Annotated in this window: 20 protein-coding genes; 18 read left to right on the forward strand and 2 right to left on the reverse strand. The window is 53.1% G+C overall.

Features of this window, described 5'->3' with window-relative positions; all coding sequences use genetic code 11:
* Positions 1 to 143: 143 nt before the first annotated feature.
* Entirely contained in the window at positions 144 to 2,801 is a 2,658-nt protein-coding gene (glnD, locus tag WH277_RS26060; RefSeq protein ID WP_133842200.1) for a bifunctional uridylyltransferase/uridylyl-removing protein GlnD, read from the reverse strand.
* A 109-nt stretch (positions 2,802 to 2,910) separates the two neighbouring features.
* Complete coding sequence (map, locus tag WH277_RS26065; protein ID WP_133842199.1) at positions 2,911 to 3,702, reverse strand: type I methionyl aminopeptidase; 792 nt, start codon at positions 3,700 to 3,702, stop codon at positions 2,911 to 2,913.
* 370 nt (positions 3,703 to 4,072) lie between these two features.
* On the opposite strand from map, the gene rpsB reads away from it, so the two are divergent.
* The 18 genes from rpsB to WH277_RS26155 all read left to right on the forward strand — a co-directional run bounded on the left by rpsB (position 4,073) and on the right by WH277_RS26155 (position 26,125).
* Positions 4,073 to 4,798, forward strand: coding sequence for a 30S ribosomal protein S2 (gene rpsB, locus WH277_RS26070; RefSeq protein WP_133842198.1), 726 nt, complete (start codon positions 4,073 to 4,075; stop codon positions 4,796 to 4,798).
* A 199-nt stretch (positions 4,799 to 4,997) separates the two neighbouring features.
* Positions 4,998 to 5,849: a translation elongation factor Ts gene (tsf, locus tag WH277_RS26075; RefSeq protein ID WP_133842197.1), complete on the forward strand. Its 852-nt coding sequence runs from the start codon at positions 4,998 to 5,000 to the stop codon at positions 5,847 to 5,849.
* Positions 5,850 to 6,003: 154 nt separating this feature from the next.
* Complete coding sequence (gene pyrH / locus WH277_RS26080; protein ID WP_339507341.1) at positions 6,004 to 6,729, forward strand: UMP kinase; 726 nt, start codon at positions 6,004 to 6,006, stop codon at positions 6,727 to 6,729.
* Between the two features lie 128 nt (positions 6,730 to 6,857).
* Positions 6,858 to 7,415, forward strand: coding sequence for a ribosome recycling factor (frr, locus tag WH277_RS26085; RefSeq protein ID WP_133842195.1), 558 nt, complete (start codon positions 6,858 to 6,860; stop codon positions 7,413 to 7,415).
* Between the two features lie 149 nt (positions 7,416 to 7,564).
* Positions 7,565 to 8,779 (forward strand): 1-deoxy-D-xylulose-5-phosphate reductoisomerase, encoded by a 1,215-nt coding sequence (gene ispC / locus WH277_RS26090; RefSeq protein WP_159336922.1) that lies wholly within the window; start codon positions 7,565 to 7,567, stop codon positions 8,777 to 8,779.
* 293 nt (positions 8,780 to 9,072) lie between these two features.
* Positions 9,073 to 9,825 (forward strand): (2E,6E)-farnesyl-diphosphate-specific ditrans,polycis-undecaprenyl-diphosphate synthase, encoded by a 753-nt coding sequence (gene ispU, locus WH277_RS26095; RefSeq protein WP_133842193.1) that lies wholly within the window; start codon positions 9,073 to 9,075, stop codon positions 9,823 to 9,825.
* Between the two features lie 18 nt (positions 9,826 to 9,843).
* Positions 9,844 to 10,701: a phosphatidate cytidylyltransferase gene (cdsA, locus tag WH277_RS26100; protein WP_159336923.1), complete on the forward strand. Its 858-nt coding sequence runs from the start codon at positions 9,844 to 9,846 to the stop codon at positions 10,699 to 10,701.
* A gap of 9 nt (positions 10,702 to 10,710) precedes the next feature.
* The gene (rseP, locus tag WH277_RS26105) at positions 10,711 to 12,060 is read left to right on the forward strand and encodes a sigma E protease regulator RseP (RefSeq protein WP_133842191.1); all 1,350 of its coding nucleotides are present in this window, start codon (positions 10,711 to 10,713) and stop codon (positions 12,058 to 12,060) included.
* A 55-nt stretch (positions 12,061 to 12,115) separates the two neighbouring features.
* Positions 12,116 to 14,527, forward strand: a complete 2,412-nt coding sequence (gene bamA / locus WH277_RS26110; protein WP_133842190.1) for an outer membrane protein assembly factor BamA — start codon at positions 12,116 to 12,118, stop codon at positions 14,525 to 14,527.
* Positions 14,528 to 14,644: 117 nt separating this feature from the next.
* Complete coding sequence (skp, locus tag WH277_RS26115; RefSeq protein WP_133842189.1) at positions 14,645 to 15,142, forward strand: molecular chaperone Skp; 498 nt, start codon at positions 14,645 to 14,647, stop codon at positions 15,140 to 15,142.
* A 3-nt stretch (positions 15,143 to 15,145) separates the two neighbouring features.
* Positions 15,146 to 16,168, forward strand: a complete 1,023-nt coding sequence (lpxD, locus tag WH277_RS26120; RefSeq protein WP_133842188.1) for a UDP-3-O-(3-hydroxymyristoyl)glucosamine N-acyltransferase — start codon at positions 15,146 to 15,148, stop codon at positions 16,166 to 16,168.
* Between the two features lie 148 nt (positions 16,169 to 16,316).
* Complete coding sequence (fabZ, locus tag WH277_RS26125; RefSeq protein WP_133842187.1) at positions 16,317 to 16,772, forward strand: 3-hydroxyacyl-ACP dehydratase FabZ; 456 nt, start codon at positions 16,317 to 16,319, stop codon at positions 16,770 to 16,772.
* 3 nt (positions 16,773 to 16,775) lie between these two features.
* Positions 16,776 to 17,564, forward strand: a complete 789-nt coding sequence (lpxA, locus tag WH277_RS26130) for an acyl-ACP--UDP-N-acetylglucosamine O-acyltransferase (RefSeq protein WP_133842186.1) — start codon at positions 16,776 to 16,778, stop codon at positions 17,562 to 17,564.
* A gap of 3 nt (positions 17,565 to 17,567) precedes the next feature.
* Complete coding sequence (gene lpxB / locus WH277_RS26135) at positions 17,568 to 18,713, forward strand: lipid-A-disaccharide synthase (protein WP_133842185.1); 1,146 nt, start codon at positions 17,568 to 17,570, stop codon at positions 18,711 to 18,713.
* Positions 18,710 to 19,342 (forward strand): ribonuclease HII, encoded by a 633-nt coding sequence (gene rnhB, locus WH277_RS26140; RefSeq protein ID WP_159336926.1) that lies wholly within the window; start codon positions 18,710 to 18,712, stop codon positions 19,340 to 19,342. The genes lpxB and rnhB overlap by 4 nt, the downstream gene beginning before the upstream one ends.
* A 76-nt stretch (positions 19,343 to 19,418) precedes the next feature.
* Complete coding sequence (gene dnaE, locus WH277_RS26145) at positions 19,419 to 22,901, forward strand: DNA polymerase III subunit alpha (protein WP_339507342.1); 3,483 nt, start codon at positions 19,419 to 19,421, stop codon at positions 22,899 to 22,901.
* Between the two features lie 12 nt (positions 22,902 to 22,913).
* Entirely contained in the window at positions 22,914 to 23,873 is a 960-nt protein-coding gene (accA, locus tag WH277_RS26150; protein WP_133842182.1) for an acetyl-CoA carboxylase carboxyl transferase subunit alpha, read from the forward strand.
* 101 nt (positions 23,874 to 23,974) lie between these two features.
* A complete protein-coding gene (locus WH277_RS26155; protein ID WP_159336928.1) occupies positions 23,975 to 26,125 on the forward strand; it encodes a lysine decarboxylase LdcC in 2,151 nt (716 codons plus the stop codon).
* The last annotated feature ends 69 nt before the right edge of the window (positions 26,126 to 26,194 follow it).

The following is a 26,194-nucleotide window of genomic DNA, read 5'->3' on the forward strand; positions in this document are numbered from 1 at the left end:
GTAACAGGCTATTTTACTTGCCATTTTGAGCGCAGGCAGTGCTCGCCATCCTCACGTACTTCAGTACGCTGCGCTGTCTGCGCTCAAACTGCCTGCGACAATGACGCCTGTGTCACTCTTTAGGGATGAAAAGTAAATCTGGGTCACACTTTATCGTTTGGAACAAGGGCCTCTGTCAACCGTTGTTGCAGCCGTTGGCGCAAATCGGCATCCAATGCCCGGCGCTCGCTATTGGCGAGAATAAACAAATCCTCGACGCGTTCACCGATGGTACTGATGCGCGCACCGTGCAGCGACACGTTCAGGTCAGCAAAAACTTCGCCAACGCGCGCCAGCAATCCCGGCTGATCCAGCGCGACTAATTCCAGATAAGTTCGCCTGTCAGTGTGTGTGGGTAAGAAGTTGACCGCGGTATCGACATTAAAATGCTTCAAACGAGCTGACTGACGGCGCGTGCGCGGAGGCTGCCAGCTGGTCTGGCAGATCGCCTGTTCCAGCGCCTGGCGTGTCATCTCATGGCGGTCAGTCGCCAGCGGGCTTCCATCCGGCTCCAGCACGATAAAGGTGTCCATTGCCATGCCGTCGCGGCTGGTGAAGATCTGGGCATCATGGACGCTCAGATTACGACGATCCAGCTCACCGGCTACAGTGGCAAACAGGTACGGGCGGTCCGGGCTCCAGATAAAGATCTCGGTACCGCCGCGTGTCGCCTGCGGGCTAACGAGGATCAGGGGCTGGTTGAGATCGTGATTCATCAGATGACGCGCATGCCACGCGAGCTGGTTTGGCGTGTGCCGCAGGAAATAGTCGGCGCGGCAGCGGCCCCAGATGCTGTGCAACGCTTCTTCGTCGATATTATCCATGCGCAGTAAGGCCAGCGCCTGAAGCCGATGATGGCGCACGCGTTCGCGCAGGTCCGGGCTGTTTTCCATTCCACGGCGCAGCTGTTTCTCTGTGGCGAAAAACAGCTCGCGTAACAGGCTTTGCTTCCAGCTGTTCCATAAGGTTTCATTGGTGGCACAGATATCGGCAACGGTCAGGCACACCAGATAACGCAGGCGGTTTTCATTCTGCATCACCTCGGCAAACTGCTGGATCTCCGTCGGGTCTTGAATATCGCGGCGCTGGGCGGTGACCGACATCAGCAGGTGATGGCGCACAAGCCAGGCAACCAGCTGCGTCTCGCGTGAGTTCAGGCCGTGCATCTCGGCAAACTCCAGCGCATCCTGGGCCCCGAGAATGGAATGATCGCCGCCGCGCCCTTTGGCGATATCGTGAAACAGCGCCGCCATCAGCAGTAATTCCAACTGCGGCAGGCGTGGCCAGAGTTCAACGCACAGCGGATGTTGCTGACGTGTACGTTCGTCGGCAAAGCTTTCCAGCTTTTGCAGTACGCGAATGGTGTGTTCATCGACCGTATAGGCGTGGAACAGATCAAACTGCATCTGACCAACGATGTTGCTCCACTGCGGCATATAAGCCCACAGCACACTGTGGCGGTGCATAGGCACCAGTGCCCGGCTGACTGCACCTGGATGGCGCAGTATCGACAGGAACAGCTCCCGGGCCTCTGGGATGGTACACAGGGGCTGCTTCAGGTTACGGCGCGCGTGACGCAAATGACGCAGCGTATTGGAGTAGATACCGGTAATTTTCGGTGTACGCGCCATGGTGTAGAACATACGCATGATGGACTCTGGCTGACGTGCAAACAGCGTATCATCACGCAGATCAATCAGCGTGCCGCGTAGCTGGAATTCATCGTCCAGCGGGCGGGGTTTCTCGTCGGTTGGCAGCGCCAGAATGGCTTCATCAAACAGCTGTAACAGCATCTGGTTTAACTCGCCAACGCGGCGTGTGACACGGAAGAAATCCTTCATCATGCGCTCAACCGGCTCGTTCCCTTCGCCCTGATAGTTCAGGCGTTGGGCAACATTGAGCTGACGATCAAACAGCAGGCGGTTGTCGTAGCGCGTCAGTGTCAGGTGCAGGGCAAAACGGATGCGCCACAGGAAGCTCTGGCACTCGTTCAGCTCGTTACGCTCGGCTTCCGTCAGAAAGCCAAAACCGACCATTTCATCCAGTGAGGTCGCGCCGAAGTGACGGCGTGCCACCCACAACAGCGTGTGAATGTCGCGTAGGCCACCGGGGCTGCTCTTGATGTCCGGTTCCAGATTGTAGCTGGTGCCGTGATAGCGTTGATGACGTACCTGTTGTTCATCAATTTTTGCTGCGAAAAAGCGGTCTGACGGCCAAAAGCCATCGCTGAAGACGTTCTTCTGCATCTCAAGAAATAACGTGAGATCGCCGGTCAACATGCGCGATTCAATCAGGTTGGTTGAGACGGTGAGGTCGGACAACCCTTCGAGCAAACACTCTTCCAGCGTTCGCACGCTGTGACCGACTTCCAGCTTGAGGTCCCACATCAGGGTCAGCAACTCACTGGTACGACGGGCATCTTCCTCGGACAGGGGTTTACGACTGAGGATCAGGACATCAATATCCGATAGTGGATGCAGTTCACCCCGACCGTAGCCACCGACCGCAACCAGTGCAATGCCGTCTTTTTCCGGGAATCCGAAGAAGCGCCACAGGCGCCGGAGAAGGCGATCGATGAAGAGGGTACGGGCGTCGATCAGGCTTTCTGCATCCTGCCCGGCGTCAAAAGCGGCAGCGAGATGCTGCTGGAAAACATCCAGGTGATGCCTGAGCGTATCGCGGTTCAGTTCGGCATCTTCCCAGCGGCGCGGGGCCTTGGTGAGTTTTTTCAGGATGCTGGCTTCAGGTACGTCTTTATTCATTTCACCGCCCCAATGTGGATCTGATCATACTGAACACGTAAAAAAGCCGGCTGGCGCCGGCTTTAAATTTGACCCGGGTTGACCGGAAGATAAGGTCAGCCCCTACGCATTATTCTGCGACCAGAATGGCCGGAATGGTGTCATCTTTGCGCAGCGTCATAATTTCGCAGCCGTTTTCTGTCACCACAATAGTGTGTTCGTACTGAGCGGACAAGCTGCGATCTTTCGTTTTTACCGTCCAGCCATCTTTCATGACGCGAATGCGGTAATCACCGGCGTTGACCATTGGCTCAACGGTGAAAGCCATACCGGCCTGCAAGACGACACCGCCGTCATCGGCATCGTAGTGCAATACTTGTGGCTCTTCGTGGAAGCCCTTACCGATACCGTGACCACAATATTCACGCACAACAGAAAAATCCTGTGCTTCAACAAATTTCTGAATTTCGCGGCCCAGGGTACGCAGGCGAATGCCGGGTTTGATCATGCGCAGAGCCAGATACAGGCTTTCCTGAGTCACACGGCACAGACGCTCGCCCTGAATGGTCGGTTTACCGACGATGAACATGGTAGAGGTATCACCGTGGTATTCATCTTTAATGACGGTGACATCGATATTGACGATATCGCCATCTTTGAGGATTTTCTCGTCGCTGGGAATACCGTGGCACACCACTTCATTCACAGAGATGCATACAGATTTAGGGAAACCGTGGTAGCCCAGGCTGGCAGAAACCGCATGCTGCTGGTTCACAATATGATCGTTACACAGGCGGTCAAGTTCACCGGTGCTGACGCCCGGTTTAACGTGCGCTTCAATCATTTCAAGAACTTCGGCGGCCAGGCGGCCAGCCACGCGCATTTTTTGGATTTCTTCCGGGGTTTTAATTGAAATAGCCATTCATCAGGTCCGCATTTGTCGTCATTTTCGACAATAATAAAGAAAGTGCTGCAATGGTAGCAGTCCCCCCGGACGCTGCCAATTGTAGTTTGTAGCGTAAACCGCGGCGCAGACGTGAGTCAGCCCATTTCGGTGAATAAGGCAACTACCAGTTGGCTTCAATGCCTCATTTATGGTATAAAGCGCGCCGACGATTCTCTGTTCGGTGATTCTCACTGCGATGAGAGAAACGCATAAATCTCACTATGTGTAAATAACACACACGTATCGACACCTACGCCGGGGTGCCTTGCTGGTTCGAAAGAGCCGATGGGTCGGTTGTATGGGATACGTGGAGGCTTAACCCCAAACTATATCTATAGAGGTAATCATGGCAACTGTTTCCATGCGCGACATGCTCAAGGCCGGTGTACACTTCGGTCACCAGACCCGTTACTGGAACCCGAAAATGAAGCCATTCATCTTCGGCGCTCGTAACAAAGTTCACATCATCAACCTTGAGAAAACTGTACCAATGTTCAACGAAGCTCTGGCTGAGTTGAGCAAGATCTCTTCCCGTAAAGGTAAGATTCTGTTCGTTGGTACTAAGCGCGCTGCAAGCGAAGCGGTAAAAGAGCACGCTCTGAGCTGCGACCAGTTCTTCGTTAATCACCGCTGGTTGGGTGGTATGCTGACTAACTGGAAAACTGTTCGTCAGTCAATCAAACGTCTGAAAGATCTGGAAATTCAGTCTCAGGACGGCACTTTCGACAAACTGACCAAGAAAGAAGCGTTGATGCGCGACCGCGAACTGGCCAAGCTGGAAAACAGCCTGGGCGGTATCAAAGATATGGGCGGCCTGCCAGACGCACTGTTTGTTGTTGATGCAGATCACGAACACATCGCTATCAAAGAAGCAAACAACCTGGGTATCCCAGTATTTGCTATCGTTGATACCAACTCTGATCCAGACGGTGTTGACTTCATTATCCCTGGTAATGACGATGCAATCCGTGCTGTTAGCCTGTACCTGACTGCAGTGGCTACCACTGTACGTGAAGGTCGCTCTCAGGACCTGGCTCAGCAAGCTGAAGAAACCTTCGCTGAAGCTGAGTAATAAGGCTTGCTCTTTAGAGAGCCCTTGTACATCAGATGTGAATCTGTAAGGAAGGGGCCTTGATTGGCCCCTTTATTTTTTCGACTTCGCTTTGCCGGTTGTCACAATCGGCGGGGCAGAATGTTTCTCCCGAGACCAGGCATCTCAAGCGAACGCCGCAAGGCGAGCTGGCAGATGCAAGCTAACCGAGGATTAGAGAATGGCTGATATTACCGCTGCTCTGGTAAAAGAACTGCGCGAGCGCACTGGCGCTGGCATGATGGATTGTAAAAAAGCACTGACCGAAGCCAACGGCGACATCGAGCTGGCGATCGAGAACATGCGTAAATCTGGCGCGATCAAAGCCGCTAAGAAAGCAGGCAACGTTGCTGCTGACGGCGTGATCAAAACTAAGATCGATGGCAACTACGCAGTGATTCTGGAAGTTAACTGCCAGACTGACTTCGTTGCTAAAGATTCTGGTTTCCAGGCTTTCGCTGACAAAGTGCTGGATGCTGCTGTTGCAGGCAAAATCACTGACGTTGAAGTGCTGAAAGCACAGTTCGAAGAAGAGCGCGTTGCACTGGTTGCTAAAATCGGTGAAAACATCAACATTCGTCGCGTATCTACTCTGGAAGGCGAAGTACTGGGTAGCTACCTGCACGGTGCTCGCATCGGCGTTCTGATCGCGGCTAAAAGCGCTGACGAAGAGCTGGTTAAGCAGCTGGCAATGCATGTTGCTGCAAGCAAACCAGAATTCGTTAAGCCTGAAGACGTGTCTGCTGAAGTGGTAGAGAAAGAGTACCAGGTTCAGCTGGACATCGCTATGCAGTCTGGCAAGCCAAAAGAAATCGCAGAGAAAATGGTTGAAGGCCGTATGAAGAAATTCACCGGCGAAGTTTCTCTGACCGGCCAGCCTTTCGTCATTGACCCAAGCAAAACTGTGGGCCAACTGTTGAAAGAGAAAAACGCAGACGTGACCAACTTCATCCGCTTTGAAGTGGGCGAAGGCATTGAGAAAGCTGAGACAGATTTTGCGGCAGAAGTTGCTGCCATGTCCAAGCAGTCTTAATGATCCGAAAAGAACCGCCAAATGGCGGTTCTTTTTTGCCTGCTTTTGGCAGCGCATTTTCAGTCTCATCCCAATAGTATTTCTCTGATGCTTTTAGGATGATACCGCACACAGTTAACACCCCTTTTCGACGATATCTTCCAGGAAAAAAACCATGGCGACCAATGCAAAACCCGTATATCAACGTATCCTGCTAAAACTGAGTGGCGAAGCCCTGCAAGGTGCTGAAGGCTTCGGTATCGATGCCAGCGTGCTGGATCGTATGGCTCAGGAAGTGAAAGAACTGGTAGAACTGGGCATTCAGGTAGGTGTGGTTATCGGTGGTGGTAATCTGTTCCGCGGTGCTGGTCTGGCTCAAGCTGGTATGAACCGTGTTGTTGGCGACCATATGGGTATGCTGGCAACCGTGATGAATGGCCTGGCGATGCGTGATGCGTTGCACCGTGCCTATGTTAACGCCCGCCTGATGTCAGCTATTCCGCTGAACGGTGTGTGTGACAACTACAGCTGGGCAGAAGCCATCAGCCTGCTGCGTAATAACCGCGTGGTGATTTTCTCCGCCGGTACCGGTAACCCGTTCTTTACCACAGATTCTGCAGCCTGCCTGCGTGGCATTGAAATCGAAGCCGATGTGGTGCTGAAGGCCACCAAAGTGGATGGCGTGTACTCCTCCGACCCGGTGAAGAACCCGGATGCGGTCCTGCACGAGCAGTTGACCTATACTGAAGTGCTGGATAAAGAACTGAAAGTGATGGATCTGGCCGCCTTTACCCTGGCGCGTGACCATTCACTGCCAATCCGCGTGTTCAATATGAACAAGCCGGGCGCACTGCGTCGCGGAGTGATGGGTGAAAAAGAAGGCACACTGATTACGCATTAATATCAGTCTACGGTTAAAAGGGTTAAAATAAGGTATATTCTGCATGTCAGGATTATCTTTAAATGTATTTGAACGGCTTCTGGCGATGCCAGAGGCTGGTGGATCAAACAGAATCCAAGGGTTCCCACGTGATTAACGACATCAAGAAAGATGCAGAAACGCGCATGGATAAATGCGTCGAGGCATTCAAAAGCCATATCAGCAAAATCCGCACCGGCCGTGCATCGCCGAGTATTCTCGACGGTATCATGGTCGATTATTACGGTTCTTCAACCCCGCTGCGTCAGCTGGCCAGTGTGACGGTAGAAGATTCGCGTACGCTGAAAGTCAACGTCTTCGACCGCTCTATCAGCGCTGCCGTTGAAAAAGCGATCATGGCGTCTGATCTGGGTCTGAACCCAATGTCAGCAGGCACAGACATCCGTGTTCCATTGCCAGCATTGACCGAAGAGCGTCGTAAAGACCTGATCAAAATCGTGCGCGGTGAAGCTGAGCAGGGTCGTGTGTCTGTGCGTAACGTTCGTCGTGATGCGAATGACAAAGTGAAAGCACTGCTGAAAGACAAAGAGATCAGTGAAGACGATGATCGTCGTTCACAGGAAGATGTACAGAAAATGACTGACGTATTTATCAAGAAAATTGATACTGCGCTGGCCGAAAAAGAAGCGGAGCTGATGGACTTCTGAGTTCGTCATCACCCAATGAAACGCCGTACAGATTGCCATTCACATGAAGGGTCGGTCTTACGGCGTTTTGCATTTGTTAACTTCCCCGGCAGGTTTCTCTCCCTTCTCCTGATTGCTGCCTGCGCCGGGTCATTACACAGAGCAGCCTCATGAAACACTTGACGATCCTCGGTTCGACCGGCTCTATCGGGACCAGCACGCTGGCCGTGGTACGTGCTAACCCTCACTTGTTTGCCGTGAAGGCACTGGTTGCCGGGCGCAATGTGGAACTGATGGCCGAACAATGCCTGGCATTTCGCCCGGATTACGCCGCAATGTCAGATAGTAAAGCGGCTGAAACACTGCGTCTTCGTCTGAAAGATCTGAATGTGGCCACTGAAGTGTTAAGCGGGGAGCAGGCTGCCTGCGATCTGGCCGCGTTGGATGGTGTGGACCAGGTAATGGCCGCGATTGTTGGTGCAGCAGGATTATTGCCTACCCTGGCTGCAATTCGCGCTGGAAAACAGGTGTTACTGGCCAATAAAGAGTCGCTTGTGACCTGCGGCCGCCTATTCCTGGAGGCAGTAAGCGCCTCGAAAGCGCAGTTGTTGCCCATCGATAGCGAGCACAACGCCATTTTTCAGAGTTTGCCTGCTTCCCTCCAGCAGCAGTTAGGGTACGCTTCTTTAGAAGATAATGGCATTGACAGCATTATCCTCACGGGGTCAGGTGGCCCGTTTCGTGAGACGCCGTTGGCAGAGTTACGCCATATGACGCCGGATCAGGCGTGTGCGCATCCGAACTGGTCGATGGGGCGAAAAATCTCTGTCGATTCGGCCACCATGATGAACAAAGGCCTGGAATATATTGAAGCCCGCTGGCTGTTTAATGCGACTGATGCGCAGATGGAAGTGGTTCTGCATCCGCAATCCGTTATTCATTCAATGGTCCGTTATCGTGATGGCAGTGTGATTGCCCAGCTTGGATCGCCGGATATGCGTACGCCAATTGCTCACGCGATGGCCTGGCCGCAGCGCGTGAATTCAGGTGCCCAACCGCTTGATTTCACACGTATGTCGGCATTGACCTTCTCTGAGCCTGATTATGCGCGCTATCCCTGCCTGAAACTGGCTATTGATGCCAGTATTACCGGGCAGGCGGCGACCACCATGCTGAATGCGGCGAATGAAATTGCGGTTGCCGCGTTTCTTGCGTCTGAGATCCGCTTTACCGATATTGCTGCTTTGAATGTTGCGGTACTGGAGACACTGTCCTGCAAGGAACCTTCTAGCGTCGACGCGGTGATTGCCATTGACCGGGAAGCCCGCGCGATGGCAAGTGCTTTACTGCCACGTTTTTCTGCAGGCAGAGCCAGCGCGATTTAACGCGCCGCTATTTGTGAGCGCTGGGCGGAGGTGGTATAGTCTTGCCCCACCGTTCCGGTGCCAGTGCGTGATTAAGCGGATAAGTTCGTGCAATTACAGTCTATTTACGCCGGGCGGGTGAGATATTTCAGAAGCCATTGCATACCCAAATCATTGGCGCTGCAGCAAGGCGGCAAGGCATTGTTCTGTTTACGCTTACAGTAGTAAGTGACAGGCGCGAATGTCGGCGGTCGGCGCAGCAGCAGCTTAAAATATGAAGGGTATATTTCTGAATAAGGAAATAATTACGCATTATGTCGTCCGAAAATCAATTACAAACCGATGACCAGCAGGGGGCAGGCCCCCGCCATGTGGCCATCATTATGGATGGCAATGGTCGCTGGGCTAAAAGCCAGGGCAAGCTGCGTATTTCTGGTCATAAAGCGGGAGTGAAATCCGTGCGTCGCGCCGTGAGTTTTGCGGTGAGCAATAAGCTGGATGCGCTCACACTCTATGCCTTCAGTAGTGAAAACTGGAACCGTCCTCAGCAGGAAGTTCTGGCACTGATGGAGTTGTTCGTTTGGGCACTCGACAGTGAAGTAAAAAGCCTGCACAAACATAATGTCCGGTTGAAAATTATCGGTGATATCAGTCGGTTCAACACACGTTTGCAAGAGCGTATTCGCCGTGCTGAAGAACTTACTCAACAAAATAATGGACTAACACTCAACATTGCCGCGAATTATGGCGGACGTTGGGATATTATCCACGGAGTCAGAAAAATAGCAGAACAGGTACAGGAAGGACTTCTTCGCCCGGATCAGATCGAAGAAGAGACCTTGCACCCGTATCTCTGCCTGAATGAACTGGCACCTGTGGATCTGGTAATAAGGACCGGGGGAGAGCATCGGATTAGTAACTTCCTGCTGTGGCAAGTCGCCTATGCAGAGTTTTGGTTTACCGATACTCTTTGGCCTGATTTTGATGAACAAGTTTTTGAAGGTGCACTGAATGCGTTTGCACAACGAGAGCGTCGGTTTGGCGGCGCAGCACCCGGCGGCGCATAAGCGCACTGGGGGTAATCTTTGTTAAAGTCTCGCCTGATTACCGCGTTTATATTAATACCTATCGTCATTGCAGCGCTGTTTATGCTGCCGCCGCTAGGGTTTGCCATCACAATTTTAGCGATCTGCATGCTGGCCGCGTGGGAATGGGGCCAGTTTGCGGGCTTTGCTGCCCGCTCACAGCGCATCTGGCTTGCACTGCTGTGTGGGCTGCTGCTGGCCTTTATGCTGTTTACATTGCCTGCATATCAGCACTCCGTGCATCTGCCGCAGATTGGTGGCGCCTTGTGGGTGTCACTTGGCTGGTGGATTGTGGCGCTACTTTTGGTCTTGTCCTATCCCGGTTCTGCCGCATTTTGGCGTAATTCCCGCCCATTACGTCTGGTATTTGGGTTGCTTACCATTGTCCCGTTCTTCTGGGGGATGCTGGCGCTGCGTCAGTATCACTACGAAGCTGACCATTATGCGGGTGCATGGTGGCTGCTTTATGTGATGTTCCTCGTGTGGGGAGCTGACTCTGGCGCGTATATGTTTGGCAAATTATTCGGCAAACACAAGCTGGCACCTAAGGTCTCACCAGGTAAAACGTGGGAAGGTTTCTTCGGCGGGCTGGTGACATCAGCAGTACTCTCATGGCTGTTTAGCGTGTTCGCTCCGCTTCAAGTGCCATTGTCGACATTGCTGATTTGTTCAATTACTGCCGCGCTTGCATCGGTCCTGGGTGATTTAACCGAGAGCATGTTTAAACGCGAAGCGGGCATTAAAGACAGCGGCAGTCTTATTCCAGGTCACGGCGGTATTCTTGATCGCATTGACAGCCTCACGGCAGCTGTACCGGTGTTTGCCTGCCTGTTGCTGCTGGTCTTTGGAACGCTGTAGGGAAACATTATGTTGAGCGTACTCTGGAGTTTTGCTGCCTTTATTGTTGCACTGGGGATATTAATCACCGTGCATGAATTTGGCCATTTCTGGGTAGCCCGCCGTTGCGGCGTGAAAGTTGAGCGCTTCTCCATTGGTTTCGGTAAAGCGCTGTGGCGGCGCCGTGACAAGCAGGGCACTGAGTACGTTATCGCGTTGATCCCGCTGGGCGGCTACGTCAAGATGCTCGATGAGCGTGTAGAAAGTGTACCGCCAGAACTTCGCCATCAATCCTTCAATAACAAAACGGTCCTCCAGCGTGCCGCGATCATCAGTGCCGGCCCTATCGCAAATTTCATCTTTGCCATCTTCGCCTATTGGCTGGTGTTTATCATCGGCGTTCCGGGTGTACGCCCGGTTGTTGGCGAAATAGTGAGCGGATCGCCAGCTGCTGAAGCGCAAATTACCCCAGGCACGGAACTTAAAGCCGTTGACGGTATCGAAACGCCTGATTGGGATGCTGTGCGTATGGCACTGGTTGCGAAGATTGGTGACGAAAGCACCACGTTAACCCTTGCGCCATTCGGCAGTGAAAAAACCAGTGATAAGACAGTGAATCTGCACGGCTGGCAGTTTGAGCCAGACAAGCAGGATCCCGTGACGTCATTGGGGATACAGCCGCGTGGACCACAGATCGAATCGGTGTTGGCACAGGTGCAAAAGGATTCCGCTGCAAGTCGAGCGGGTTTGCAAGCTGGCGACAGGATCGTTAAAGTCGATGGTCAGCCTTTAGACCAGTGGCAAAATTTTGTTGCCACAGTGCGCGATAATCCAGGTAAAGATATAGCCATTGAGGTGGAGCGTCAGGGCAGTACGGTCAGTTTGACACTGACACCGGACGTTAATCCTCATAACAAGGCCGAAGGGTTTGCCGGAGTGATACCGCGCATTATTCCTCTGCCTGAAGAGTACAGAACGGTGCGCCAGTATGGCCCGTTTGCCGCAATCGGTGAGGCCAGCGCGAAAACCTGGCAACTGATGAAGCTTACGGTCAGCATGCTGGGCAAACTGATTGTTGGTGATGTGAAGTTGAACAATCTCAGCGGGCCGATTTCGATCGCGCAGGGTGCTGGGATGTCAGCGGAATACGGTTTGATTTACTACCTGATGTTCCTCGCTCTGATTAGCGTGAACCTTGGAATTATCAATCTGTTCCCATTGCCGGTGTTAGATGGTGGCCATTTGCTGTTCCTGTTGATCGAAAAGATCAAGGGAGGGCCGGTGTCCGAGCGAGTTCAGGACTTCAGTTATCGTATCGGCTCGATTTTGCTGGTGCTGTTAATGGGGCTTGCGCTATTCAATGACTTCTCAAGGCTATAGTTTACCAATCGGTAAATTGTCTGTGAGAACTAGTTAGGAAGATTGCAGAAAAACGATGGCGATGAAAAAGTTGCTCATAGCGTCGCTGCTGCTTAGCAGCGCTACCGTATACGGTGCAGACGGATTCGTGGTGAATGATATTCACTTTGAAGGCCTGCAGCGAGTCGCCGTCGGTGCGGCATTGCTCAGTATGCCAGTCCGCGTTGGAGATACTGTCTCCGATGAAGATCTCAGTAACACCATTCGTGCACTGTTTGCCACCGGGAATTTTGAAGATGTTCAGGTCCTGCGCGACGGCAATACGTTGATCGTCCAGGTGAAAGAGCGTCCGACCATTGCCAGTATCACTTTCTCCGGTAACAAAGCGGTGAAAGAGGACATGCTCAAGCAGAACCTTGAAGCATCCGGTGTGCGAGTGGGTGAAGCTCTGGATCGCACCACGATCTCCTCCATTGAGAAAGGCCTGGAAGACTTCTATTACAGCGTCGGTAAATACAGTGCCAGCGTGAAAGCAGTGGTTACGCCACTGCCACGTAACCGTGTTGACCTGAAGCTGGTGTTTACTGAAGGTGTCTCTGCTCAGATCCAACAGATCAACATCGTGGGTAATAAAGCGTACAGTTCAGATGAACTGATCTCGCGCTTCCAGCTGCGTGATGATGTGCCATGGTGGAACGTCGTCGGCGATCGTAAATACCAGAAACAGAAACTGGCGGGTGACCTTGAAACCCTGCGCAGTTTCTATCTGGATCGCGGTTACGCACGATTCAATATCGACTCAACCCAGGTCAGCCTGACGCCAGATAAAAAAGGTATCTACATTACCGTTAACATCAATGAAGGCGAGCAGTACAAGCTTTCCGGTGTTGCGGTGACGGGTAATCTGGCCGGGCACTCAGCAGAAATCGAAACGCTGAGTAAAATCACCCCAGGTGAACTGTATAACGGTTCGAAAGTGACGCGCATCGAAGACGATATCAAGAAACTGCTGGGTCGTTATGGCTACGCTTATCCGCGTGTGCAGACACAGCCAGAAATTGATGATGCGAACAAAACCGTAAAATTACGTATCAATGTGGATGCGGGCAACCGTTTCTATGTGCGCAAAGTCCGCTTCGAAGGTAACGACACCTCTAAAGACTCTGTTCTGCGCCGCGAAATGCGCCAGATGGAAGGTGCCTGGTTAGGCAGCGACCTGGTCGAGCAGGGTAAAGAGCGTCTGAACCGTCTGGGTTACTTCGAAACTGTCGACACTGACACTCAGCGTGTGCCAGGTTCGCCTGACCAGGTCGACGTCGTGTACAAGGTGAAAGAACGCAACACCGGTACATTGAACTTCGGCGTGGGTTACGGCACCGAGAGTGGCGTGAGCTTCCAGGTCGGCGTCACCCAGGATAACTGGCTGGGTACGGGTAATACCGTTGGCATCAGCGGAACCAAGAACGATTACCAAACCTATGCTGAATTCTCACTGACTGACCCGTACTTCACGGTTGATGGTGTCAGCCTGGGTGGCCGCGTCTTCTATAATGACTTTAAAGCGGACGATGCTGACCTGTCTGACTACACCAATAAAAGTTATGGTGTGGATGGAACGCTGGGCTTCCCAATCAATGAGAACAACAGTTTGCGTGTTGGCCTGGGCTATGTTCATAACAGCCTGTCTAATATGCAGCCTCAGGTTGCCATGTGGCGCTACCTGCGTTCTGTGGGGCAGAATCCGACGTTGTCTGGTGATGAAGACTACTCCGCAGATGACTTCACCTTTAACTATGGCTGGACGTATAACACCCTTGACCGTGGGTTCTTCCCAACGGCGGGTAACCGTACCAACCTGAACGGTAAAGTGACCATCCCAGGTTCCGATAATGCCTTCTACAAAGCGACGCTGGATACGCAACAGTATCTGCCACTGAACCAGGATCGTACCTGGGTTCTGTTAGGTCGTGGCCGTGTGGGCTATGGGGATGGCCTGAGCGGTAAAGAAATGCCGTTCTATGAGAACTTCTATGCCGGTGGTTCCAGCACCGTTCGTGGTTTCCGTTCCAATAACATTGGTCCTAAAGCGGCTTACCTGAATAACGGTTCTTCGGACTGTTCAGGTACCGATGTGAATAAGGTGTGTAACTCCGATGATGCTATCGGTGGTAACGCCATGGCGGTTGCCAGCGCAGAGCTGATCACCCCAACGCCGTTCCTGAGTGAGAAGTACGCTAACTCTGTACGTACGTCCCTGTTTGTGGACGCTGGTACTGTGTGGGACACCAAATGGGAAAACACTGCTGCCACCCGTGCAGCAGGTATCCCGGACTACAGCGATCCAAGCAACATCCGTATGTCAGCAGGTCTGGCATTACAATGGATGTCCCCTCTGGGCCCGCTGGTGTTCTCTTACGCCCAGCCGTTCAAAAAGTATGATGGAGATAAGGCCGAACAGTTCCAATTTAACATTGGTAAAACCTGGTAATTCGGATTTGCACGGAAGCACTGCAAGAGAGTATCGCGCTTACTCTGTTTGAAAAAAGAGCGGGTAAGCGCAACACATGTGTCCGTGACACAAACGTTGATGGTGAGGAGTTTTATAGTGAAAAAGTTGTTGTGTGCCGCAGGTCTGGGTATTGCTCTGGCGGTTTCCGCCGGTGCTCAGGCTGCTGATAAAATTGCAGTGGTGAACGTTTCCAGCATTTTCCAACAGTTACCAGCGCGTGCGACCGTTGCGAAGCAATTGGAGAACGAATTCAAAGGCCGTGCAACTGAGTTGCAGGGTATGGAACGTGATCTGCAAACTAAAATGCAGCGTCTGCAGCGTGACGGTTCTACCATGAAGGCAGCCGACCGCAGCCGCATGGAAAAAGACGTGATGGCGCAGCGTGAAGCATTCTCATCGAAAGCGCAGGCTTTCGAGCAGGACAACCGTCGTCGTCAGATGGAAGAGCGTAACAAGATCCTGAGCCGTATCCAGGACGCCGTTCAGAAAGTGGCTGATAGCGAAGGTTACGATGTTGTAATCGATCAAAATGCGGTTGCATACTCTGCTAAATCTAAAGACATCACTGCTGATGTTCTGAAACAGGTTAAATAATTCATGTCTTCAATTCGACTGGCTGATTTAGCCCAGCAGTTGGATGCAGAATTGCACGGAGATGGCGATATCGCCATCTCCGGCATTGCTTCTATGCAATCCGCCCAAACCGGTCAGATCACGTTTCTTTCAAACAGCCGTTACCGCGAGCAGCTCGCAGCCTGTCAGGCTTCAGCCGTGGTGCTCACTGAAGCGGATCTGGAATTTTTCCCTGGCGCAGCGCTGGTGGTTAAAAACCCGTATCTGACCTACGCCCGTATGGCACAGTTGCTGGATACTACGCCGCAACCTGCCAAAAATATCGCCCCCAGCGCCGTGATTGATGCGAGCGCACAGCTTGGCAATAATGTCTCGATTGGCGCGAATGCGGTGATCGAATCTGATGTTACCCTTGGCGATAATGTTGTTATCGGCCCGGGGTGCTTTGTGGGTAAAAAGGCACGTATTGGTGCCGGTAGCCGCTTGTGGGCCAACGTTTCTGTCTACCATGAAGTTGAGATTGGCCGTGATTGCCTGATTCAGTCTGGCACAGTGATCGGTTCTGATGGCTTCGGTTATGCTAACGATCGTGGCAATTGGGTGAAAATTCCCCAGCTTGGCACGGTGATCATTGGCGATCGTGTAGAAATTGGTGCTTGTACCACCATCGATCGCGGTGCTCTCGATAACACCCAAATAGGGAATGGTGTTATCATAGATAACCAGTGCCAGATTGCTCACAATGTGGTGATTGGCGACAACACCGCAGTGGCCGGTGGCGTAATTATGGCTGGCAGCCTGAAAATTGGCCGCTATTGCATGATTGGTGGTGCCAGCGTGATTAATGGTCATATGGAAATTTGTGACAAAGTTACCGTCACAGGGATGGGAATGGTGATGAGGCCAATCACTGAACCTGGAGTATACTCCTCCGGGATTCCGCTACAGCCCAACAAATCCTGGCGCAAAACTGCAGCTCTGGTGATGAACATCGATGAAATAAGCAAACGCTTAAAAGCCATCGAACGCAAGGTCGGCAAAGACTAAGCGCGTCAACATCACGCTGCCCGGCTTTCATAAATACAATATGCGAAAGCGTTAGCGTACAGAAAAATTTGCGGCCTGCAGACGATGGGATGATCGTTGCGGGCCGTGTCATTGATGCCATCAGAATTTTTAGGACAGGAAGAGTATTTTGACTACTGAAACTCATACTCTGAAGATTGAAGAGATTATTGAACTTTTACCGCACCGTTATCCGTTTTTACTGGTTGATCGCGTCCTTGAGTTTGAAGAACACAAGTTCTTGCGTGCAGTAAAAAACGTCTCGGTCAACGAACCGTTTTTCCAGGGCCATTTCCCTGGTAAACCGATTTTTCCCGGTGTGCTGATTCTGGAAGCAATGGCACAGGCAACAGGTATTCTGGCGTTTAAAAGCGTTGGTAAACTTGAGCCGGGTGAGCTGTACTACTTTGCCGGTATTGACGATGCGCGCTTCAAGCGCCCCGTGGTACCAGGCGACCAAATGATCATGGAAGTCACTTTCGAAAAAACCCGCCGTGGTGTGACACGCTTTAAAGGTGTGGCCACTGTTGACGGTAAAATTGTCTGCGAAGCAACGATGATGTGTGCCCGCAGCCGGGAGGCTTAATTCGTGATTGATAGCACCGCCGTAATTCACCCCAGCTCGATCGTAGAAGAAGGCGCCATTATTGGTGCCGGTGTCCAGATTGGTCCGTTTTGCATCGTTGGTGCGAACGTTTCGATCGGCGAAGGCACGGTTCTGAAGTCCCATGTAGTGGTCAATGGTCACACCGTTATCGGTAAAGACAATACTATCTACCAGTTTGCTTCAATTGGTGAAGCGAATCAGGATCTGAAATACGCTGGTGAACCGACGCGAGTTGAGATCGGCGACCGTAACCGCATCCGTGAAAGCGTCACCATCCATCGTGGTACGGCGCAGTCCGGTGGGCTGACGAAAGTCGGTGATGACAACCTGCTGATGGTCAATGCGCACGTGGCGCACGACTGTGTGGTAGGAAGTCATTGCATCCTGGCGAATAACGCAACGCTGGCCGGCCATGTGACCGTCGATGATCATGCGATCATTGGGGGGATGACGGCAGTGCATCAGTTCTGCATCATCGGTGCTCATGTGATGGTAGGTGGTTGTTCTGGCGTTGCCCAGGATGTGCCACCCTACGTGATTGCGCAGGGTAACCATGCGACGCCGTTTGGTATTAACCTTGTGGGCCTGAAGCGCCGTGGGTTCAGCAAAGACGCGCTGCATGCGATTACTGCCGCCTACAAGCTGTTGTACCGCAGCGGCAAAACACTGGACGAAGTGAAACCTGAAATTGAGGAAATCGCGAAAGCGCATCCTGAAGTTCAGCCGTTCTATGACTTCTTTGCCCGCTCTACAAGGGGTTTGATTCGTTAACTCATGCCAAAGCATCCCTTAACGATTGCCCTTGTCGCCGGAGAAACCTCCGGCGATATTCTTGGTGCAGGTCTCATTCGTGCGCTGAAAGAAAAGCATCCTGACGCCCGTTTTGTTGGGGTGGCTGGCCCGCTGATGCAGGCTGAAGGCTGTGAAGCCTGGTATGAAATGGAAGAACTGGCGGTGATGGGCATTGTTGAAGTGCTCGGCCGCCTGCGTCGCCTGTTACATATACGCCGCGATCTGACCCGCCGCTTTACTGCGCTAAAGCCTGACGTTTTTGTCGGCATTGATGCGCCAGATTTCAATATCACCCTGGAAGGGCGTCTGAAACAGCAGGGCATCCGGACAATTCACTACGTCAGTCCGTCCGTTTGGGCATGGCGTCAGAAACGGGTGTTTAAGATTGGTCGCTCCACTGACCTGGTGCTGGCATTCCTGCCATTTGAAAAAGCTTTCTACGACCGTTTTAATGTGCCGTGTCGCTTTATTGGCCATACCATGGCTGATGCGATGCCGATAGAACCGGATAAAGAGGCTGCACGCCGCGAGCTGGGCATTGCCCCGGATGCACTTTGTCTGGCACTGCTTCCTGGCAGTCGTGGGGCTGAAGTCGAGATGCTCAGTGGCGATTTTCTGCGAACGGCGATGCTGCTTCGGGCAAAATACCCGGCGCTGGAAATTGTGGTGCCGCTGGTTAATCCGCGCCGTCGCGAGCAGTTTGAGAAAATCAAAGCCGAGGTTGCACCTGACCTGACCATGCATCTGCTGGATGGTAAAGGGCGACAGGCAATGGTCGCCAGTGATGCCGCACTGCTGGCTTCCGGTACGGCTGCGCTGGAGTGTATGTTGGCGAAGTGTCCGATGGTGGTGGGATATCGTATGAAGCCTTTCACCTTCTGGCTGGCAAAACGCCTGGTAAAGACGGATTACGTCTCACTGCCCAATCTGCTGGCGGGCCGTGAGTTGGTGAAAGAGCTGCTCCAGGATGAATGTCAGCCCGATCGGCTGGCCGCAGCATTAGAACCGCTGCTGGCACAAGGTGAAACCCGCGATAAACTGCTGGCGACTTTTGCTGAACTCCATCATCAGATCCGCTGGAATGCCGATGAGCAGGCAGCGGCAGCCGTACTGGAGCTGTGCCCATGAGTGAATTTATTTATCCCAATGCCGCGCTGATTGCGGGCGTTGATGAAGTTGGCCGTGGCCCGCTGGTGGGCGCCGTGGTGACTGCCGCCGTGATCCTCGATCCGGCGCGGCCTATTGTCGGGCTTGCCGACTCGAAAAAACTGTCGGAAAAACGCCGGCTGGCGTTGTACGATGAGATCAAAGAGAAGGCACTGAGCTGGAGTCTGGGCCGGGCAGAACCGGAAGAGATTGATCAGCTGAATATTCTGCATGCCACCATGCTGGCGATGCAGCGTGCGGTGGCCGGCTTGCACCTGACGCCAGACTTTGTACTGATTGACGGTAACCGTTGCCCGGCGCTGGCCATGCCCAGTCAGGCAGTGGTTAAAGGTGATAGCCTGGTGAAAGAAATCAGCGCCGCTTCAATTATTGCGAAGGTGACACGCGACCGCGAAATGGCTGAGCTGGATCGGCTCTATCCTGAATATGGTTTTGCCCAGCACAAAGGTTACCCGACCGCATTGCATATGGAAAAACTGACTCAGTTTGGCGCGACATCGCAGCATCGGCGCAGTTTCGCTCCGGTACGCAATGTCTTAATGGATGCCGATGTTGCCGCTACGGTTGCGTGTACGCGTGAGCCGATATAACGGTTACGGTGGCAGCGCTGCCGTTTCACGTTTGCAGAATAGTTAATCTTCTTCCTCTGTTTTAACAGGATCACCGATGGCCGAACCTCGTTTTATTCATTTACGCGTCCACAGCGACTACTCCATGATCGATGGGCTAGCCAAAACTGGCCCGTTGGTGAAAAACGCGGCAAAAATGGGCATGCCAGCCATCGCGATCACGGATTTCACCAACCTGTGTGGGCTGGTAAAATTTTACGGCACTGCACACGGTCAAGGCATGAAGCCGATTATTGGCGCAGATTTCAACGTCAGTAGTGAGGCCATGGGTGATGAGCTGTCCCAAATCACCGTACTGGCCGCCGATAACGACGGTTATCAAAACCTCACCTTGTTGATTTCCCGAGCCTACCAACGTGGCTACGGTCCGGCGGGCCCGACGATTGATCGGGACTGGCTGGTTGAGCATCAGCAGGGGATTATTTTATTGTCAGGCGGACGGCGTGGCGATGTCGGTAAAATGCTGTTGCGCGGCAACACGGCGCAGGTCGCAGAGTGTCTGGCGTTTTATCAGCATCATTTTCCCGATCGCTACTACCTTGAACTGATTCGTACCGGTCGCCCGGACGAAGAAACGTACCTGCATGCTGCCGTTGCGCTGGCGATGGAGAACGCGATCCCGGTGGTCGCCACCAACGAAGTCTGTTTCCTGACGGAATCAGAATTCGATGCACATGAAATCCGCGTCGCCATCCACGTTGGTTTTACCCTCGACGATCCAAAACGTCCGCGCAACTACAGTCCGCAGCAGTATATGCGTAGCAGTGAGGAGATGTGCGAGCTGTTCTCGGACATCCCGGAAGCGCTGGAAAACAGCGTGGAAATTGCCCGTCGTTGTAACGTCACTATCCGTCTGGGTGAGTACTTCCTGCCGCAGTTCCCGACGGGTGACATGACAACGGAAGATTTCCTGGTGGTGAAATCGAAAGAAGGGCTGGAAGATCGCCTGGCGTTTCTGTTCCCTGATGAGCAGGTGCGCGCCGAACGCCGCCCCGCCTATGATGAGCGCCTGGATATTGAACTCAACGTTATCAACCAGATGGGATTCCCTGGTTACTTCCTGATCGTGATGGAGTTTATCCAGTGGTCGAAGGATAACGATGTGCCAGTGGGGCCGGGACGTGGATCGGGTGCCGGTTCACTGGTGGCCTATGCGCTGAAAATTACCGACCTCGACCCGCTCGAATTTGATCTGCTGTTTGAACGTTTCCTCAACCCGGAACGTGTGTCGATGCCCGACTTCGACGTCGATTTCTGTATGGAAAAACGCGATCTGGTGATTGAGCATGTGGCTGAGATGTACGGGCGCCAGGCGGTTTCACAGATCATCACCTTTGGTACCATGGCGGCAAAAGCGGTCATCCGCGATGTCGGCCGCGTGCTGGGGCATCCTTACGGTTTCGTGGATCGCATCTCCAAACTGGTGCCACCTGACCCCGGTATGACGCTGGAAAAAGCCTTTGCCGCAGAACCGCAGCTGCCAGAAATCTATGAGGCAGATGAAGAGGTTAAAGCTCTGATCGACATGGCGCGCATTCTGGAAGGGGTGACGCGCAACGCCGGTAAGCATGCCGGGGGCGTGGTGATTGCGCCGACCAAAATTACTGATTTTGCCCCGCTCTACTGTGACGAAAATGGCCACCATCCGGTTACCCAGTTCGATAAGAACGATGTGGAATATGCCGGGCTGGTGAAATTTGACTTCCTGGGGCTGCGCACGCTGACGATCATCGACTGGGCGCTGGCGATGATCAACGCCCGTCGTGCGAAAGAAGGTAAAGATCCGATCGATATTGCGGCGATCCCGCTTGAAGATCAGAAAAGTTTCGATATGCTGCAACGCTCGGAAACCACGGCGGTGTTCCAGCTCGAATCACGCGGCATGAAAGACCTGATCAAACGCCTGAAGCCTGACTGCTTCGAGGATATGATCGCTCTGGTTGCCTTGTTCCGTCCCGGCCCGCTTCAGTCCGGCATGGTGGATAACTTCATTGACCGTAAACACGGGCGTGAGGCGATATCTTATCCGGATATTCAGTGGCAGCATGAGTCGCTGAAGCCCGTGCTGGAGCCGACCTACGGCATTATCCTCTATCAGGAACAGGTAATGCAGATCGCCCAGGTACTGGCAGGATACAGCTTAGGCGGGGCGGATATGCTGCGTCGTGCGATGGGTAAAAAGAACCCGGTTGAGATGGCCAAGCAGCGTGGCGGCTTTGAAGATGGGGCGAAATCACGCGGCATTGATGGCGAGCTGGCGGTTAAAATCTTCGACCTGGTGGAAAAATTCGCCGGGTACGGATTTAACAAATCTCACTCCGCCGCTTATGCGCTGGTCTCTTATCAGACTTTGTGGCTGAAAGCACACTATCCGGCTGAGTTTATGGCCGCCGTGATGACTGCCGATATGGACAACACCGAAAAGGTAGTTGGCCTGGTGGATGAGTGCTGGCGCATGGGGCTGAAGGTCTTACCGCCGGATATTAACTCCGGGCAGTACCAGTTCCACGTTAACGATAACGGCGAGATTGTTTACGGCATTGGCGCGATCAAAGGGGTGGGCGAAGGCCCGATCGAAGCCATCATTGACGCACGTAATGAGGGCGGGTATTTCCGCGAGCTGTTTGACCTCTGCGCACGCACCGATACCAAAAAGCTGAATAAGCGGGTGCTGGAAAAACTGATTATGTCCGGCGCGTTTGACCGTTTAGGTCCGCACCGCGCCGCCTTGATGAGCGCCTTACCGGATGCATTGAAAGCAGCCGACCAACATGCCAAAGCCGAAGCCATCGGCCAGGCAGATATGTTTGGTGTGCTGGCAGAAGCCCCGGAACAGGTAGAGAAGTCCTATTCGGACGTCACGCCATGGCCGGAACAGATTCAATTGGATGGCGAAAGAGAGACGTTAGGGCTTTACTTAACGGGTCACCCGATCAACCAGTACTTGAAAGAGATTGAGCGCTACGTCGGTGGACTGCGCCTGAAAGACATGCACCCGACCGAGCGTGGTAAGATGATCACCGCAGCCGGTCTGGTGGTGGCGGCCCGCGTCATGGTAACAAAACGCGGTAACCGTATTGGCATCTGCACCCTGGATGACCGTTCTGGTCGTCTGGAAGTGATGTTATTTACAGATGCGTTAGATAAGTTCCAGCATATGTTGGAGAAAGACCGTATCCTGATCGTCAGTGGGCAGGTCAGCTTCGATGACTTCAACGGCGGGCTTAAAATGATGGCCCGCGAGATGATGGACATTGATGAAGCACGTGAAAAATATGCACGTGGGCTTGCTATCTCGCTGACGGACAGGCAAATTGATGACCAGCTTTTGAACCGTCTCCGTCAATCCCTGGAACCCCATCGTTCGGGGACAATTCCGGTACATCTCTACTATCAGAGAGAGGATGCGCGGGCGAAGTTGCGCTTCGGTGCAACCTGGCGCGTGTCGCCGAGCGATCGTTTGCTGAACGATCTGCGATCGTTGATAGGATCGGAGCAGGTGGAACTGGAGTTTGACTAAAACAGGATTATTATGAGTCTTAATTACCTGGATTTCGAACAGCCAATCGCTGAGCTTGAAGCGAAAATTGATTCGCTCAAGTCGGTTGGCCGTCAGGATGAAAAACTGGATATTAATCTGGATGAAGAGATTCAGCGTCTGCGCGATAAAAGCGTTGAGCTGACCCGTAAAATCTTCTCAGATTTAGGTGCCTGGCAGATCGCGCAGCTTGCGCGTCATCCGCTGCGCCCGTATACGCTGGACTATGTTCGCAATGTGTTCACTGACTTTGACGAGCTGGCGGGCGACCGCGCCTATGCCGATGATAAAGCTATCGTTGGTGGTACTGCGCGTCTCGATGGCCGTCCGGTGATGATCATTGGTCATCAGAAAGGGCGTGAAACCAAAGAGAAAATTCGTCGTAACTTCGGCATGCCTGCGCCGGAAGGTTACCGTAAAGCGCTGCGCCTGATGGAGATGGCCGAGCGTTTTAATATGCCGATCATCACCTTTATCGACACCCCGGGTGCCTATCCTGGTGTGGGCGCAGAAGAGCGCGGTCAGTCTGAAGCCATCGCACGCAACCTGCGTGAGATGTCTGGCCTGACCGTGCCGGTTATCTGTACTGTTATCGGTGAGGGCGGTTCCGGTGGCGCACTGGCCATTGGTGTCGGTGACAAAGTGAACATGTTGCAGTACAGCACCTACTCGGTGATTTCGCCGGAAGGCTGTGCATCTATTCTGTGGAAAAGCGCCGACAAAGCGCCACTGGCCGCAGAAGCGATGGGCATCATTGCACCGCGTCTGAAAGAGCTGAAGCTGATTGATACTGTGATCCCGGAACCCCTGGGCGGCGCACACCGCAACCCACTGGCGATTGGTGTGTCACTGAAGGCCCAGCTGCTTGCCGATCTGGCCGATCTCGATACCTTCACGAAAGAAGAGTTGTTGGATCGCCGCTACCAACGTCTGATGAGCTACGGCTACGCCTGATCGTTCAGCATTCGTTACCCAAAGGGCCAGACATTGTCTGGCCCTTTTTGTTTTGCGTCCACTATGCTTACACACTGGAGCAAACCGACCAGGAGGCCACATTGAATATTATCGCGATCATGGGACCGCATAACGCATTCTATAAAGATGAACCCATCCGTGAACTCGACGCTACGTTAAAAAACCAGGGTTTTCAGACCATCTATCCGCACGATGCCAGCGACCTGCTGAAGCTGATTGAACACAACCCGCGCATCTGTGGCGTGGTGTTTGACTGGGACGAATACAGTCTCGAACTCTGCCGTGATATCAACCAGTTAAATGAGTATCTGCCGCTATACGCCTTTATCAACACCCACTCGACGATGGATGTCAGCATTAACGAAATGCGCATGACCCTCTGGTTCTTTGAATATGCCCTGAATGCGGCCGATGACATTGCTCAGCGCATACGGCACTACACCGATGAATACATCGATACCATCACGCCACCCCTGACCAAAGCGCTGTTTACCTATGTGAAGGAGGGTAAATACACCTTCTGTACGCCAGGGCATATGGCAGGAACGGCGTTCCAGAAAAGCCCGGTGGGCAGCCTGTTCTATGATTTCTTTGGTGCCAATACGCTGAAGGCGGATATCTCGATTTCCGTTACTGAACTGGGCTCGCTACTCGACCATACCGGCCCGCATCTTGAAGCTGAAGAGTATGTGGCGCGCACGTTTGGGGCCGAGCAGAGCTATATGGTCACCAATGGCACCTCGACCTCGAATAAGATCGTCGGTATGTACGCCGCCCCCGCAGGCAGCACCATGCTGGTGGATCGTAACTGCCATAAGTCGCTCACCCATTTGTTGATGATGAGCGATATCATCCCGATCTGGCTGAAACCGACGCGTAACGCGCTGGGTATTCTTGGCGGCATCCCGAAACGTGAATTCACCAAAGAGAGTATTGCCCTGAAAGTCGCGCAGACACCGCGTGCCAGCTGGCCGGTCCATGCGGTGATCACCAACTCGACGTATGACGGATTGCTGTATAACACGCAGTACATCAAAGAGACGCTGGATGTGCCGTCTATCCACTTTGATTCTGCCTGGGTGCCCTATACCAACTTTCACCCGATCTACCAGGGACTCAGCGGTATGAGCGGAGAGCGCACGCCGGGTAAGGTGATCTATGAAACCCAGTCGACGCACAAACTATTGGCGGCCTTTTCACAGGCCTCGCTGATTCATATTAAAGGTGACTATGACGAGCAAACCTTTAATGAAGCCTACATGATGCACACCACGACGTCCCCCAACTACGCGATTGTGGCTTCTATTGAGACGGCGGCAGCGATGCTGCGTGGTAATCCGGGTAAGCGTCTGATTAATCGGTCAGTGGAGCGGGCACTGCATTTTCGCCGCGAAGTTCAGCGTCTGCGCGAAGAGTCTGAGGGCTGGTTCTTTGATATCTGGCAGCCGGAAGGCGTCGATGAACCAGAATGCTGGGCGATTCAGCCCGGGGACGAGGAGTGGCACGGTTTCCGCGATGCAGATGCTGACCATATGTATCTCGACCCGATCAAAGTCACGATCCTGACACCAGGGATGAGCGAACTGGGTGAGATGGCAGAAGAGGGGATACCGGCGGCGCTGGTGGCGAAGTTCCTCGATGAACGTGGTGTGGTGGTGGAAAAAACCGGGCCATACAATTTGTTGTTCCTGTTCAGCATCGGTATTGATAAGACCAAAGCGATGAGCGTACTGCGCGGGCTGACCGAATTTAAGCGCTCGTACGATCTTAACCTCCGGGTGAAAAACATGCTGCCGGATCTGTATGCAGAAGATCCCGATTTTTACCGCACTATGCGTATTCAGGATCTGGCGCAGGGGATCCATACGCTGATCCGCCAACACGATCTGCCGCGTCTGATGTTACAGGCCTTTGCCACACTGCCCGAGATGAAGCTCACACCACATCATATGTTTCAGCAGCAGGTGAAGGGCAATATCGAAACAGTAGAGATCAGTGAGCTGGTGGGGCGTGTCTCGGCCAATATGATCCTGCCTTATCCTCCCGGCGTACCCGTGGTGATGCCGGGCGAGATGATCACCGAGCAGAGCCGGGCAGTGCTCGATTTTCTCCTGATGTTGTGCGCTATCGGCAAACACTATCCGGGGTTTGAGACCGATATTCATGGCGCGAAGCTCACCGATGAGGGGCAATATCTGGTGCGCGTGCTAAAGCACGACGTAGAGATTTAACCCAAGATCCAGAATCGTGCCATTGTCGCTGTCAGGCCTGGCGGTTAAGGTCGTCAGGCATGTATTTAT

Source organism: Erwinia sp. MYb416 (assembly GCF_037479575.1).
GTDB lineage: Bacteria > Pseudomonadota > Gammaproteobacteria > Enterobacterales > Enterobacteriaceae > Erwinia > Erwinia rhapontici.

Bases quoted from the DNA above. Each gene is read 5' to 3' on its own strand.
- glnD (WP_133842200.1), bottom strand. From the start codon at position 2,801: ATGAATAAAGACGTACCTGAAGCCAGCATCCTGAAAAAACTCACCAAG.
- map (WP_133842199.1), bottom strand. From the start codon at position 3,702: ATGGCTATTTCAATTAAAACCCCGGAAGAAATCCAAAAAATGCGCGTG.
- rpsB (WP_133842198.1), top strand. From the start codon at position 4,073: ATGGCAACTGTTTCCATGCGCGACATGCTCAAGGCCGGTGTACACTTC.
- tsf (WP_133842197.1), top strand. From the start codon at position 4,998: ATGGCTGATATTACCGCTGCTCTGGTAAAAGAACTGCGCGAGCGCACT.
- pyrH (WP_339507341.1), top strand. From the start codon at position 6,004: ATGGCGACCAATGCAAAACCCGTATATCAACGTATCCTGCTAAAACTG.
- ispC (WP_159336922.1), top strand. From the start codon at position 7,565: ATGAAACACTTGACGATCCTCGGTTCGACCGGCTCTATCGGGACCAGC.
- ispU (WP_133842193.1), top strand. From the start codon at position 9,073: ATGTCGTCCGAAAATCAATTACAAACCGATGACCAGCAGGGGGCAGGC.
- rseP (WP_133842191.1), top strand. From the start codon at position 10,711: ATGTTGAGCGTACTCTGGAGTTTTGCTGCCTTTATTGTTGCACTGGGG.
- bamA (WP_133842190.1), top strand. From the start codon at position 12,116: ATGGCGATGAAAAAGTTGCTCATAGCGTCGCTGCTGCTTAGCAGCGCT.
- lpxD (WP_133842188.1), top strand. From the start codon at position 15,146: ATGTCTTCAATTCGACTGGCTGATTTAGCCCAGCAGTTGGATGCAGAA.
- lpxB (WP_133842185.1), top strand. From the start codon at position 17,568: ATGCCAAAGCATCCCTTAACGATTGCCCTTGTCGCCGGAGAAACCTCC.
- rnhB (WP_159336926.1), top strand. From the start codon at position 18,710: ATGAGTGAATTTATTTATCCCAATGCCGCGCTGATTGCGGGCGTTGAT.
- dnaE (WP_339507342.1), top strand. From the start codon at position 19,419: ATGGCCGAACCTCGTTTTATTCATTTACGCGTCCACAGCGACTACTCC.
- accA (WP_133842182.1), top strand. From the start codon at position 22,914: ATGAGTCTTAATTACCTGGATTTCGAACAGCCAATCGCTGAGCTTGAA.